Source organism: Nocardia blacklockiae, from assembly GCF_015477355.1.
GTDB lineage: Bacteria > Actinomycetota > Actinomycetes > Mycobacteriales > Mycobacteriaceae > Nocardia > Nocardia blacklockiae.
In genome coordinates this window covers 279,399-293,268 of record NZ_JADLRJ010000003.1, presented here as the reverse complement: position 1 = coordinate 293,268, position 13,870 = coordinate 279,399, and the positions used below count along the sequence as shown (strand labels likewise).

Annotated in this window: 7 protein-coding genes; 3 read left to right on the top strand and 4 right to left on the bottom strand. The window is 71.7% G+C overall.

Features of this window, described 5'->3' with window-relative positions:
• Positions 1 to 48 precede the first annotated feature (48 nt).
• Positions 49 to 363, top strand: a complete 315-nt coding sequence (locus IU476_RS10850; RefSeq protein WP_195099158.1) for an excalibur calcium-binding domain-containing protein — start codon at positions 49 to 51, stop codon at positions 361 to 363.
• A gap of 82 nt (positions 364 to 445) precedes the next feature.
• On the opposite strand, the gene IU476_RS10845 is transcribed toward IU476_RS10850, so the two are convergent.
• Positions 446 to 670 carry a DUF3618 domain-containing protein gene (locus IU476_RS10845; protein ID WP_195099155.1) on the bottom strand — a complete coding sequence of 75 codons (225 nt, stop codon included), beginning with the start codon at positions 668 to 670 and terminating at the stop codon, positions 446 to 448.
• Between the two features lie 110 nt (positions 671 to 780).
• Between IU476_RS10845 and bcp the strand changes: the two genes are divergently transcribed.
• Positions 781 to 1,251, top strand: a complete 471-nt coding sequence (bcp, locus tag IU476_RS10840) for a thioredoxin-dependent thiol peroxidase (RefSeq protein ID WP_195099153.1) — start codon at positions 781 to 783, stop codon at positions 1,249 to 1,251.
• Between the two features lie 63 nt (positions 1,252 to 1,314).
• On the opposite strand, the gene IU476_RS10835 is transcribed toward bcp, so the two are convergent.
• Entirely contained in the window at positions 1,315 to 2,643 is a 1,329-nt protein-coding gene (locus IU476_RS10835; protein ID WP_195099151.1) for a DUF7159 family protein, read from the bottom strand.
• A gap of 232 nt (positions 2,644 to 2,875) precedes the next feature.
• On the opposite strand from IU476_RS10835, the gene IU476_RS10830 reads away from it, so the two are divergent.
• On the top strand, positions 2,876 to 3,502 hold the full coding sequence (locus IU476_RS10830; protein WP_438944005.1) for a TetR/AcrR family transcriptional regulator: 627 nt from the start codon (positions 2,876 to 2,878) through the stop codon (positions 3,500 to 3,502).
• Between the two features lie 98 nt (positions 3,503 to 3,600).
• Here IU476_RS10830 and acpS read toward each other — a convergent pair whose 3' ends face one another.
• Entirely contained in the window at positions 3,601 to 4,023 is a 423-nt protein-coding gene (acpS, locus tag IU476_RS10825) for a holo-ACP synthase AcpS (protein WP_195099149.1), read from the bottom strand.
• Between the two features lie 291 nt (positions 4,024 to 4,314).
• Positions 4,315 to 13,635, bottom strand: coding sequence for a type I polyketide synthase (locus tag IU476_RS10820; RefSeq protein WP_195099147.1), 9,321 nt, complete (start codon positions 13,633 to 13,635; stop codon positions 4,315 to 4,317).
• Positions 13,636 to 13,870 lie beyond the last annotated feature (235 nt).

The following is a 13,870-nucleotide window of genomic DNA, read 5'->3' as shown; positions in this document are numbered from 1 at the left end:
AGAGCCGACCGGCCCGTCTCAGTCGACCCATCAGACATCGAGGAATACATGAACGTTCGCAGGCTAATCGTGACCGCCGGCGCGGGACTGATCACCCTCGCGGCGCCGATCACTCTCTCCACCACGGCGTCCGCCGACGGTTTCGTACCCTCCGGCTCGGCCGGAACCGGCTCCTCCGGCATCGACGATGCCATCGGCGCCACCGGATCGGCGGGCCTGGCCCAGACCGGTTCGGCTGGCGGCACATTCAAGAATTGCGACGAGGCCCGCGCCGCGGGTCGCGCGCCGCTGTTCCGTGGCGAGCCCGGCTACTCCCCGCACCTGGACCCCGACGGCACCGGAATGGCCTGCCCGACCGTCTGAACGGCCCCCAGAGCGGCGAATACGCACAAACACGACACCCGGTGTGGCGAGCGGCCACACCGGGTGTCGTCTGTCCGGGGTTTCAGCGGCGGAAGATCCGGACCGCCACCACCAGCGCGACCAGCGCGCCCGCACCGATCAGGCCGTACTTCACCTTCGGTTCGTTGAACTTCGCGAGCACGGCCTTCTTGGTGTTGTCGGCGATCCGCTGCGGGTCCGCCCGGACCGCGAGTTCGTCGAGTGTGTTCGCGAGCCGATTGCGCGCGGCTTCGATCTCCCGCTCGATGCCCTCGGTATCCTTCGCCACAAGTGTCTCCTGAAATTTCGTCGTCGGTCGGCGTGCGTCGCTAGGGGACGAGTCTATCCGCCGCCGGGAAGTCGTCGCCGTTGTCACCTCCGTCGATTACGGTGCTGGACATGACCGAGAAGCGACTCACGCCCGGCGATACGGCGCCGGAGTTCACCCTCCCCGATGCCGACGGCAAGGAGGTGTCCCTCGCCGACTACCGCGGCCGGAAGGTGATCGTCTACTTCTACCCCGCCGCCAGCACGCCGGGGTGCACCAAGCAGGCCTGCGACTTCCGCGACAACCTCGCCGAACTCGGCGGCGCCGGCATCGACGTCCTCGGCATCTCCCCCGACAAGCCGGCCAAGCTGGCCAAGTTCCGCGACAACGAGAAGCTGACCTTCCCGCTGCTGTCCGACATCGACCGCGAGGTGCTGTCCGCGTGGGGCGCCTACGGCGAGAAGACCATGTACGGCAAGAAGATCACCGGCGTGATCCGCTCGACCTTCCTGGTCGACGAGGACGGCAAGATCGCGCTGGCCCAGTACAACGTGCGCGCCACCGGACACGTCGCCAAGCTGCGCCGCGACCTGTCGGTGTAATCACCTGCGGACGGCGACGGCCCGGGACATCGCGTCCCGGGCCGTCGTCGCGTCTCGCGACGCTCAGGCGCGGGGCAGCATCTCCGCCGCCCACTGGGCCATCATGCGCCAGTGGTTGTCCCACCACCGGCCGAACTCGTGGGTGCCGAACTGCGGCGGGGCCTTCTCGCCCGGGAACAGCAGTGCGCCGTCGGGTGCGCCGACCCGGACGGTCGGGGCCGGGATCATCGAGGACGGGCCCGCGCCGGGCTCGGCATCCGAACGGCGCAACAGTGACTGGGCCGAGCCGGCGGGCACGGCCTCGGCGGTGTCGGACTCGGAAGCATCCGCGTCGACGGAATCCACGGTGTCGGAATCGGATTGCCACAGTGCGAGCCGATCGCCGCCCGCCCAGCCGAAGGTGGCGGGGTCGACGGTGACCACGTCGGTGGGCGTCTCCGCCTCGTCCGGCTCCGGTGCGGCGGGTGAGGCGCTCCGCTGGTCGCGATCCTCGAACGCGGAGCGGGGGTCGGCGAGCGCGAACGTGCGGTGGCTCTGCGCCGCGATGCGCGCGTCGGTGAGCGCCGGCGCGGCCTCCGTGCGCGACTTGCCGCTCACCTGATAGACCCCGCCGACGACGAGTCCGCCGGCCAGCACACTCGCCGCCGCGAAGACGGCCGTGGTGCCGCGCGAGACGCGGCCGCGGGTGACGGGCGCGGCGGCGCCGGCGTCCTCCGGCTGGGCGACGAGCGCGGCACCGATCGCGGCGCCCGCGGCGGCCACCTTGCACGGCACCACGGACGCGCCGAAACCCGAACCCAAGGCCGAGGTGACGGCCGAGTCGCCGGCCGCGGAACCGATCAGCACCACCGCGTCGGGCCGAATACCGGCCGCCTCGAACTGATCCCACGCCGCCGTGATCGCGGGGCGCATGGTCTCGCGCGTGATCGTGCCGCCGGCCGTGGTCAGGCCCGCCATCACCCGGTCGCGCTCCGGGGAGATCAGCGAGAAGCCCTGGTAGCCGGGCACGACCTCACAGATGACCAGATGGTCGCAATCGTCCACCCACGTCATCGCGCGGGCCAGGGCCAGGTGCGCGGACTTGGCGGACACCAGCGACGCCGTGCGCCACGGCCCGGACGCGAGGCCCGTGACGATCGCGCGGCGCTCGGTGGCGTCGCGGTAGGTGACGGCCGCGCCGGTTGGTTCGTAGTCGGCGCCGATCTCGGCGTCCAGGTCTTCCAGCGCGGTCTCCACCGCCCGCGCCAGATCGTGGGTGCCGGTGCCGCGAATCTGCTGGGTCCGGTGGTGCAGGATCCGTTCGGGCAGGCTGTCCCGGCCGCCGAGGAGCGCCACCGCCTGCACGGCCCCGCGCTCGGTGGATACGCCGAATGTCACCGCTGATCGAGCCACTGCTGTCAGCCTTCCGCCAGGTCGAAGGGTGCTTTCTCGATTATGTGTTCGTCACCACATCGGGTATGGATGGGTTATGAACGGCAACCAAACCGGCCGCAGTCGGCGCTGCCGCGTGTCATCAGCGTGTCGCTACCGCTAGCCTGGGGAGGTGGTGGAAGCGCGCACGGCAACGAGGTCGAACCGACGTGCGGACCCCGCGTTGGAGTTGCAGGACGACCCGCGGGAACTCATGCCGCGGCGGCGCCCCACGCAGGAACGCAGCAAGCGGAAATTCGACGCCCTCCTGCAGGCCTCCCGGGAATTGCTGGTGGAGGTCGGCTTCGAGTCGTTCACCTGTGAAGAGGTCGCGGCCCGGGCCGAGGTGCCGATCGGCACGCTGTACCAGTTCTTCGCCAACAAGTACGTCATCGTGTGCGAACTCAACCGCCAAGACCTGGTGGCGGTGTCGCAGGAACTCGCCGACTTCCACGGCGAGATCCCCTCGATGGACTGGCTGCGGCACATGAACAAGCTCGTCGACCACCTGGCCGACCTGTGGATGACCGATCCGTCGCGGCGCGAGGTGTGGCTGGCCATGCAGTCCACGCCGTCCACGCGGGCCACCGGCGCCATCCACGAGAAGGAGTTCGCGGAGGTGGTGCAGCAGATGCTGCGGCCGCTGATGCCGCGCACGCCCCGCGCCCGCCGGTCGATGATGGCGCAGGTCCTCGTGCACGTCGTGTACTCGATGATGAACTTCTCGGTGCAGGACGGGCTCAGCCACGAGGCCGCGGTCGCCGAACTCAAGCGGCTGATGGTCGCGTATCTGCTGGTGGCGGAAAAGGAGTCGCGCACCGGCGGGCAGCGCGAGGAGTAGCGCCTTCCGTCATTCCGGCACGCCTGGGTGACGGGGCAGGCGTGCCGGGACGACGGGGCGTCCGCGGTGGAGGGGGCAGGTGTGCCGGGCGACCGAGGTCAGGAGTTGATCAGGTCCGCCAGCTCGCCCGGGTCCTCCAGGACCACCATGGCGGCCGCGGTGTCGCCGTCGTGGGTCAGGGAGAGGTGGACGCGGACGCGGGGCAGGAACTCCGCGGCGAGGCCGTGCAGCTTGATGCTGGGGCGGCCCCAGGCGTCGTTGACGACCTCGATGAGCGGGTACGGGTTGTCGCCGATCTGCGGGCTGCGGGCGAAACGCGATGAGGCCCAGGCCTTCAGCGTCGCCTCCTTGGCCGCCCAGCGCGCCGCGTAGCTGCGGGCGGGGTCGGTGCCCTTGCTCTCGCAGTAGCGGCGCTCCCCCGCGGTGAAGCTCTCCCGGAGCATGGTGGTCCCGGCTCGCTTCAACTGGTCGGCGAAGTCGGAAATGGTCACCAGGTCCAGCCCGATCCCCAAGATGGTCACAGCGTCGCAGCTCCTCAACCGTCTGTGCACCGCGGCGACCGTCGTCGCCGCCGTTGATTCAGTGAACTCGGCGGCCGCCGCTCGTGCCGGCGATCACCGATCCGGCTGCAACATACCAGCGGCGCAGCCGTTTCCCGGGGACAACGAGAGTCCGTCGCTCAGGCGCGACAACTCGTGAGGCGGGCCGGGCGGGATGGCTCGTGCGGGAATCGTCGTCTCGACGGTCGGGCACGGGCACACCGGAACCGCTGCCGCGAAATTGATTGCACGGCAGCGGTTTCCGTTGTGTTGTCAGCGGCAGGCGGGCCCGCCGTCGGTGATGTAGGTGCCGTCCTGCGCCAGGCGGGCCTGCGGCGAGAGCAGCATGTCGGCCTCGAGCCGGCGGATCTGCTCGGCCGGGGTGCCGTCGGCGCCGAGGCGGCGGTCGGCGGGGCGCTCGTAGAGCGGGGCGCCGCCGCACATGGCCTCGACGAACCGCTGCCGGCCGGCCAGCTGACGCTCCTGCGCCCGGCGCAGGTACTCCTCGCGCCGCTGCGGGTCGATCGCCTCGACGAACGCCTGCGGGTGCACGACCGCCAGCAGCCCGGACACGTGCCCGAAGCCGAGCGAGGTGACCAGACCGGCCTTGAGCGCGAACCGATCTCCGAACCGCAGCGGCTCGCGCGCCCACACCAGGTGCGGGTACTCCCGCATCTTGTCGTCGACACAGTCGAGGCTGCGGTTCGGCGGGATCACGCCCTGCTCGAGCACCTGGCACAGCCCGATCAGCTGGAAGGCCGCCGCGCCGCCCTTGGCGTGCCCGGTGAGCGACTTCTGCGAGATCACGAACAGCGGCGCGCCCTCGGACCGCCCCAGCGCCCCGGCGAGCCGCTCGTGCAGCTCCGACTCGTTGGGATCGTTTGCGGCCGTGGAGGTGTCGTGCTTGGACACCACCGCGATGTCGTCCGCGCCGACACCCAGCTTGCGCAGCTCGGCCGCCAGCCGCGACTGCGCGCCGCCCCGGCCCGCGCCCAGCGCACCCAGTCCGGGGGCCGGGATCGAGGTGTGCACGCCGTCGGCGAACGACTGCGCGTAGGCCACCACGCCCAGCACCGGCAGTCCGGCCTCGAGCGCGATGTCACCGCGCGCCAGCAATACCGTTCCGCCGCCCTGGGATTCGACGAATCCGCCGCGGCGGCGGTCGTTGGCCCGGGAGAAGTACCGGTCGCTGATGCCCTTGGCGCTCATCGCGGCCGAGTCGGCGGTGGCCGACATGTCGCCGAAGCCGACGATGCCCTCGATACCGAGATCGTCGTAACCGCCGGCGACCACGACCTCGGCCTTACCGAGCCGGATCTTGTCCACGCCCTCCTCGACCGACACCGCCGCGGTCGCGCACGCCGCGACCGGGTGGATCATCCCGCCGTAGCTGCCGATGTAGGACTGCACCACGTGCGCCAGCGCGACGTTCGGCAGCGCTTCCTGCAGGATGTCGTTCGCGCGGGGCTCACCGAGCAGGTTGTCGATGTACAGCGACCGCATCGAGGACATGCCGCCCATGCCGGTGCCCTGGGTGTTGGCCACCAGCGAGGGGTGCACCCAGCTCATCAGCTCGGCGGGGCTGAATCCGGCCGACAGGAACGCGTCCACGGTGCAGACGATGTTCCACAGCGCCACCCGGTCCACCGAGGAGGCCATGTCCGGCGAGATGCCCCACTTGGTGGGATCCCAGCCCTGCGGGATCTGGCCGCCGACGGTGCGCGACAGCTTCGCCTTGCGCGGCACCCGGATCTCGGTGCCGGCCTGGCGGGTCACCTGCCAGTCGCCGGAGTCCGGGACGGGCGCGACGATGGTGTGTTCCGGGTCGGCGGCCTGGAAGGCGCGCGCCTCGGCCTCGCTGGTCACCACGAACGACAGGTCCTTGTCGAGGAACACCGAGGTCAGCAGCGGCGAGGTGTTGTCGAGCATGGCACCGTCGTCGCCGTAGCGGCGCACGCCGCAGCGTTCCACGACCGTGTCGTGGTAGCGCTCGGCCAGCTCCGACTCGTCCACGTACTCACCGGTTTCGGTGTCGTACCAGCCCGGCTTGGGGTCGTTCTCCCAGGTCACCAGGCCGGTGGTCCACGCCAGCTCCAGCACGCCGGCCGCCGACAGCTCGTCGGAGACCTCCATCTCGAAGCGGGTGCGCGCCGAGCCGTACGGGCCGAGCTCACCGGCGCCGACGATGACCACCATGTCGGCGAGATCGGCGGTGACCGAACCCCATTCGGGCACCGGCAGCGCCGAGGTCAGGGTCGGCGGCGCGGGCAGGGCGGCGATGGTTCGCTCGGCCGGCTCGGCTTCCGCTGCGGCGGAGTCGGTTTCGGCGTTCTCCGCCTCCTTGGCCAGAGCGGGCAGATCCAGCTTGGCGCGGGCCAAGCCGCCGGTCAGGTCGATCTGCTGCGGGCCGGAGGAGGTGACCACCCGGGCCCGGCTGGTGCACCACTTGAGCAGCTCGTCGGCGATCTCCGTCGTCGACCAGGTCTGCACGCCGGCCTTCTCGACCGCGGCGACCAGCGGATCGTTGTGGCCCATCAGCCCGGTGCCGCGCACCCAGCCGATCAGCGCGTGCACCAGGGTGACCCGCTGCGACCACGACTTCTCCACCCGCCACTTGGCGACCACGGCGTCCAGCGCGGCCTTGGACTCGCCGTAGGCGCCGTCACCGCCGAAGATGCCGCGGTTGGGCGAACCCGGCAGCACCACATGCAGTTTCGCGTCCACGTCGTGATCCGCGCCGAGACCGGACAGGCCGCCGATCAGGCGCTCCACCGACCACAGCAGCACCCGCATCTCCATCTCGGCGCGGGCGCCGGCGTCGGCCAGGTCGCCCGCCACCCGCGGCGCCGCGAACGGCAGCAGCAGCGTCGGCGTCATCGCCGGCTTGACGAGAACCTTCGCGCCACCGGCGTTGTCGGTCTGCTCGTTGCCGACCCAGTCGATCAGGGCGTCGACGTCGGCGTAGGACGCCATGTTGGCGGGCACCACCCACAGCGCCGCGCCGTGCCGGGCGTGCTCGCGGTAGAGCTGCTTGTAGAAGCCCAGCCGGTGGTCGTCGAGCTTGGAGGTGGTGACGATGACGGTCGCGCCGCCACCCAGCAGGCGCCCGGCGGCCGCGGCCGCGATGGAACCCTTGCTGGCGCCGGTGATCACGGCGACATCCGAGGACCAGGTACCGGCCTGCTCGGTGTCCAGCGCCGCCGCGGCGATCCGCTCGTAGACGCCGGCGAGCACCGAACGCGCCTCGGACCGGGCCCGCTGCCGCCACCAGTCGGCCTGCGCCGCAACGGTTTCCCCGGCGCCGACGAAGGTGTCGACCGGCAGGTCGGCGAGGTCGGCATCGTCGCCGAGCCACAGCCGCGCCAGATCCTCGCGGGCGGTGGCCCAGCGGTCGTCGATCAGCACCGCCTTGCGGCCGTCGAAGGCCGGGGCGACCAATCGCGGCCAGTCCGAACCCAATTCGGCCGACACCAGGTCGACCAGCGAGTCGTCGGAGGCCTCGGGCGCGGACACCCGCTCGCTGAGACCCAGCTGCTCGAGCACCACCCGGGCCGCCGTGGCCAGCACGCCCTCGCGGCCGGTGATCTGCTCGGTGAACTCGCCCAGCGCGGCGGCGTCGACGGTCGCACCGCCGCCGCCACCCGCGGCGGGCAGCGAGACGCTGACCCCGCGCCGCGCCGCCACCGACTGCACGGCGGCATCGATCGCGGCGTCCACCGCGGCACCGTCGCCGAGCGCACCCGAGACCAGGCCGCCCAGGTCGCCGCCGCGCACGCTGGCACCTTCGCGGGTGCCGAGCGACACCTCGGCGGTGACGTGGTGGGCCCAGCCGTCGCCGAGTTCCCACACCTTCTTCACGCGGTCGGCGATGGCCGCCGGGCGCTTGCCGGAGGGGCCGAACACCTTGCGCAGGTGGTCGCCGATGGCGTCGGACAGCACCGAGCCGAACGGCTTGTAGGTGCGGGCCAGCCGCTCCACGGTCGCGGAGAGCGCGCCCATGTCGGCGTCGGCGGCGCCGTCGATGGCGCCCAGCGACAGCTCCGAGCCGAGGTCGACCAGCAGCTGGTTGCGCCGCGAGGAGACGCCGTCGCACAGGCTCTCGATGGTGTCCACCGGGCCGATCTGGTCCAGCCGCAGCTTGGTCCACAGGGCGATCAGCACGCGGGTGGCGTCGGCGGCGGTGAACGGGATGTCGTCCGGGCGGGGGCCGCCGGAGGCCGGAGCCGGGGCGGGGGCCGCGGCGGCCGGAGCGGCGGCAGTGGCCGAAGCCTGTTCGGCCACAATCTCTTCCGGCTCCTCCACAGGAGCCGGGTCGGTGTCGGTGGAGTACACCACGCCGGACTCGCGCTCGATGTTGAGCACCTCGACCTTGGCGGTGGCGAACTGCGGCAGCTTGAGGGTGTTGGTGGCCAGGTTCGCCACGGTCGGGGTGGCGGCCAGGCCGATCTCGACGAAGCGCTCCACGCCCAGGCCGCCCTCGGCCGGGTCGCCGAACAGCAGGTCCTGGGTCTCGATCCAGCGCACCGGGCTGGCGAACTGCCAGGCCAGCAGCTCGATCAGCACCACGCGGCACAGCTCGGTCGGGCGCGCGGACCAGTCCTCCCAGTTCGCCAGCACCTGGGCCAGCGGCTCGGAGGGCACCAGGTCGGCGATCTCGGCGATGAACTCGCGCTCGAGCGAGAACGGCCGCGGCACCAGGTTCGGAATGTAGCGTCCGGCAAGGACTTCCGGGTGCAGGTTCTCCGGCAGCAGGTCCTCGAGCTTGTGCCGGAACTCGGGCACGCCCTTGCGCAGCACGGTCGAGTGGAACGGCACGTCGATGCCGGGCACCAGCACGAAGGCCCGCTTGCCGCCGAATTCCGCACGGCGGCGCTCGATCTCGGCCTCCAGCTCCTCGAGGCCCTTGACCGTGCCGGCGATCGCGTACTGCGAGCCGCGCAGGTTCAGGTTGACGACCTCGAGGAATTCCCCGGCCCGCTCGGACACGCTGCCGACGAAGTCGACGACCTCGGCGTCGGGCAGGCCGATCTGCGACGGGCGGATGGCGGCCATCCGATAGTCGCTGCGGCCCTTGGCATCCCGCGGCACCAGCTCGTGCATCGCGGAGCCGCGCTGGAAGACCACCTCCAGCACCGCTTCCAGCGGCAGCACCCCGGCGACCGCGGCGAGCGCGTTGTACTCACCGACCGAGTGCCCGGCCAGCATCGCGCCCTCGACGAACGCGCCGGCCTCCCGCAGCTCCGCCACCTGGGCGACGCCCAGGGTGGCCATCGCGACCTGGGTGAACTGGGTCAGGTGCAGAACGCCTTGCGGGTGGCGGTATTCCACGCCGCGGGCCTTGAGGTAGGTGGGGTTGTCGCGCACCACGGCGAGGATGGAGAAGCCCAGCGCCTCGCGGGTGTGCTTGTCGGCGCGGTCCCACACCTCCTTGGCCGCCTTGGAGCGCGAACGAGCATCCAGGCCCATCCCCTTGGACTGGATGCCCTGACCGGGGAAGGCGTAGACGGTCTTGGGCGCGGCGAGGCGGCCGGTCGCGGTCATCACCAGGTCGCCGCCGGCGCGGCAGGACACCTCGACGATCTCGCTGCCCCGGTCGACCGCGACCCGCTCGACCCGCACGTCGATCTCGGCGCCCGGCCGGACCATGCCGAGGAACCGGGTGGTCCAGGCGGTGAGAGTCCGTGCGGGAACCGGGGATTCGGGGTCGACGGCCGACACCGCGTGCTGCGCGGCGGCCGACAGCCACATGCCGTGCACGATCGGGTTGCCCAGACCGGCCAGCTTGGCGGCGTTGTCGCTGGTGTGGATCGGGTTGTGGTCGCCGGACACCGCGGCGAAGGCGGCCATGGCGCGCGGGGCGACCATGGTCAGGTCGCGGCGGCGGCGACGCGGCGTGTCGATGGCGGCGTCGGAGACGGTGCCCGCGGCGCGTGGCGGATCGGTGAGTTCGCCCTCGCCGGTGCGGCCGCGAATGGCGAAGCGCTCCACCAGGGTTGCCACGGTCGGGGTCTCGAGGCCGTGGTCGCGCATCACGCCGACGGTGACGGTCACCTCGACGACGCGGCCCAGATCGGTGTCGAGCACCGAGCCGGATTCGGCGCGCACGCTGAGCACCGCGGCGCTGTCGGGCAGCTCGCGCACCAGATCGATGCGGTGGTCGAGGTGTACCAGATCCAGCATGCCCTCGATGACGCTGTGGTTGCCGCCCTCGGTGCGGGTGGCGCCCAGCACCGCGAACACGGCAGGCCAGCAGGCGCCGACCAGCACGTCGGGCACGGTGCGGCCGATGGTGCTCAGGGTGGCCGGCAGGCCGGAGCCGGTGACGCCCGCGTGGTCGGCGATCAGATCCGGGGTCCAGGCCGTGTTGACGTGCGCGACGTGGGTGCCGTCGGCGGACTTGACCTCGGGCAGCGCCTGTCCGGCGGCCACCGCCAGCAGCGCGGCCATGGCGGTTTCCGCGTCCTCCTCGGTGACGACGGGCGCGCCGCCGTTGTAGACCGAGGCGGGCACGGTGATCCGGATGCGCACGGCGTCGCGGCCCAGCAGCGGCACGGTCAGCTCGACGTAGGCGTGGTCGGTGGTCGGGCCCTCGGTGGCGCTCAGGGTCGCGCCGGTCGGCGGGTGCACCGCGCCCTTGCCGTTCATCGTCCACTCGGACAGCTCGCCGAGGCGGTGGATCGGGTTGACGGTGGTGCGTCCGGCCCACTGCACGTCCGGCGCGGCGAGCACGATGTCGATCGCGCCCGCGGCCACCTCGACGCGCCGGCGGCCGTCGACCGCCTTGGGCGTGACGCCGTCGCGCATCAGCGCGAAGGTGGTGTTCTGCTCGAAGCGGTCCAGCAGCTCACCGACGGGCTCGTCGACGCGGGTGATCCCGGCGACGGCGACGGTGCCCGGGATGACGCACACCTGATCGGCGGAGTAGCGCGGATCGTGGGCCTGCCACAGCGAATCCGACCGCCACCAGCGGCGCACGTCCTGGTCGACGACCGGGACGAAGTTCACCGGCTTGCCCGGGGTCTTGCACAGCGACACGAAGAACGGCACGTCGGCCGGGTGCAGCACGGTCTCGGCGGCGGCCGGGTACCGCTCCTTCAGCGCGCAGATCGCCTGCACCGGCTGCTCGAAGGCCTCGTCGTCGGCGAACAGGGTCGGGATCTCGCCGCGGTCGGCCGGGTGCAGCCGGGATTCGGTGCGGCGCACCATCTCCGCGAACCGGTCGCGCCAGGTGATGTCCAGCCAGCGCGAGCGCGTGGCGTCGGCGATGGCCTCGCCCAGGTCGCTGCCGCAGTCGAAGTCCTTGCGGCGGTCCAGCCCGACCGCGAGTTCGACGTAGCGCTCCAGCCACTCCAGGTAGGTCATGGTGGCGACGTCGCCGAAATACGGCTTGGCCGTGCGGTTCAGCGCCTCGATGATCTCCGCGCGGCGCTCGGCGACCGCGTCGGCGTCACCCGCGACCTCGTCGAGCAGCCGGCCGGTGCGCGAGGCCGCGTTGTCGATCTCGTGGATGTCGGCGCCCAATTGGCTACGGCCGGAAGCCATTCCGCCGGAGGCGGTGCCCGCGCCGACCCAGTCGGGGGTGCCGGGGGTGTCGACCAGCAGCTGCTTGACCTCGGGCGCGGTGGTGGCCTCGAGGGTCGCCATGGCGGCCGTGCCGACCAGCACGCCGTCCAGCGGCATCGCCGGATAGCCATGTGCCACAGACCATTCGCCGGTCAGGTACTCGGTGGAGCGCTCCGGGGTGCCGATGCCGCCGCCGACGCAGACCACCACGTTGGCGCGGTTGCGCAGCTCGGCATAGGTCTCCAGCAGCAGGTCGTCGAGGTCCTCCCAGGAGTGGTGCCCGCCGGCCTTGCCGCCCTCGATGTGCATGATGACCGGGTAGTCGCCGACCGCGTCGGCGATCCGCAGCACCGCGCGGATCTGCGCGACCGTGCCGGGCTTGAACGCGACGTGACCGATGCCGACCTCGGCGAGCTCCTCGATCAGCGCCACGGCCTCGTCCAGTTCCGGGATGCCGGCGGTGACGATCACGCCGTCGAACGGCGCGCCCGCGGACCGGGCCCGCTGCACCAGCCGCTTGCCGCCCAGCTGCAGCTTCCACAGGTACGGGTCGAGGAACAGCGAGTTGAACTGCACCGCGCGACCGGGCTGCAGCAGCGTCTTCAGCTCGGCGACGCGGTCGGCGAAGATCTGCTCGGTCACCTGGCCGCCACCGGCGAGTTCGGCCCAGTGGCCCGCATTGGCCGCCGCCGCGACGATTTTCGCGTCGACCGTGGTCGGGGTCATGCCGGCCAGCAGGATCGGTGACCGCCCGGTGAGGCGGGTGAAGGAGGTCTCGACCACGACGCGGCCGTTGGGCAGGCGCACCGGCCGGGGCGCGAACGTCGACCACGCCGGGGCCACCTCGGGCGCCGCGCCCGGGGTGAACAGGCTGCGCTGACCGGGGCGGGTCGCGACGGGGACCGCGCCGACGCCGGTGCCCTTCAGCGAACCCTGGGTCAGGCGGGTCAGCAGGTCGCCCGGGCCGAGGTCGAGGATCCAGTGCGCGTCGGCGGCCACCACGCCGTCGACGATTTCCACCCAGTCCACCGGGTCGACCAGGATCGCGCTGGTCAGCTGCGTGGCCGCGGCGGCGTCGAGGCCGCACTGCTGCGCCCAGCCGCTCACCAGGTCGACGGTCTCGGCCAGCGCCGGGTGGTGGAAGGCCACCTCGACGTCGACGTCCTCGAAGACCGGCGCGAACACCGCGCCGCCGCGCTTCTTGGCGTCACGGTCGCGGCTCTGCTCGTCGTGGATCTGCGCGCAGCGCTGCCGCACCCGGTCCAGCTGGGATACGGTGCCGGACAACACCGCTCGCCGCCGACCGTTCCGAATCGACACCACGGCAGCGATATTCGGGTCCACACCCCGCGACACCTCGGCCACCACGGCCCGCAGCTGCTCCGGGTCGACATTGGACACCGCGACCATCGGCGACTTCTCGCCCACCGGAATCAGTTTGCGGCGGCGCGCCACCAGCGTGGCCGCCGCGCCGATCAGCTGGGCCAGCGCCAGCAGCTCCGCGTCGCGCGCGCCGTGCGCTTCCGCGGCCGTCGCCGCCAGCAGGCCCTGCGAGTGGCCGACGACCGCGACCGGCGCGTGCTCGGCCGGGTCCAGTCCCTGCAGCCGCAGCGCCCGCAGCGCCGCCACCTGCGCCAGGAACACGCCGGGCATGGAGACCGCGGCCGACCGCAGCACCTGCGCCGACGGCGCGGCCGACACCTCCCCCTGGTCCGGGTCGGCGAGATCGTCCTCCAGCATCCACCCGACCGGGTCGAAGCCGACCGGGCGCACCACCAAGAGCTGCGCCGCCACCGGCTCCAGCAGGGCCGCGGCCTCGTTCACCAGGGTGGTCAGTTCCGGTTCGAGCGCGCTGTCGCGCCCGATCTCCTCCAGCTCGCCCAGCCATTGCGCGCCCTGTCCGCCGAAGGCCAGCGCGTACGTCTCCCCGGCCAGCAGCCGGTCCAGCAGTGACGACTTGATCGCCGTATCCGAAGCTCCCCCAACAATCTTGGCGTTCGATCCGGTCTCGGTGCTCTCGTTGATCGTCAAGACGTTCGACTTCCTTACTCGTGGCGGCTGGTCCCTCGTGGGGGCCGCTGTCCATGCGCAGGTGTCCCTCGCCCCTGAGGACCTGATGAAACCCGAGGATCGCACAAATCATGAGGAAAGCCTCACGTTTGCCCCCGACCCCCTAGCCCTACCGCCGAGTATTCAGGTACGTCCGTACAAGAACCACCCCAAACATGACCCTCCCTCATGTTTGAACCCGCTGGTCCGGCCGGTT

Bases quoted from the DNA above. Each gene is read 5' to 3' on its own strand.
- IU476_RS10850 (WP_195099158.1), top strand. From the start codon at position 49: ATGAACGTTCGCAGGCTAATCGTGACCGCCGGCGCGGGACTGATCACC.
- bcp (WP_195099153.1), top strand. From the start codon at position 781: ATGACCGAGAAGCGACTCACGCCCGGCGATACGGCGCCGGAGTTCACC.
- IU476_RS10830 (WP_438944005.1), top strand. From the start codon at position 2,876: ATGCCGCGGCGGCGCCCCACGCAGGAACGCAGCAAGCGGAAATTCGAC.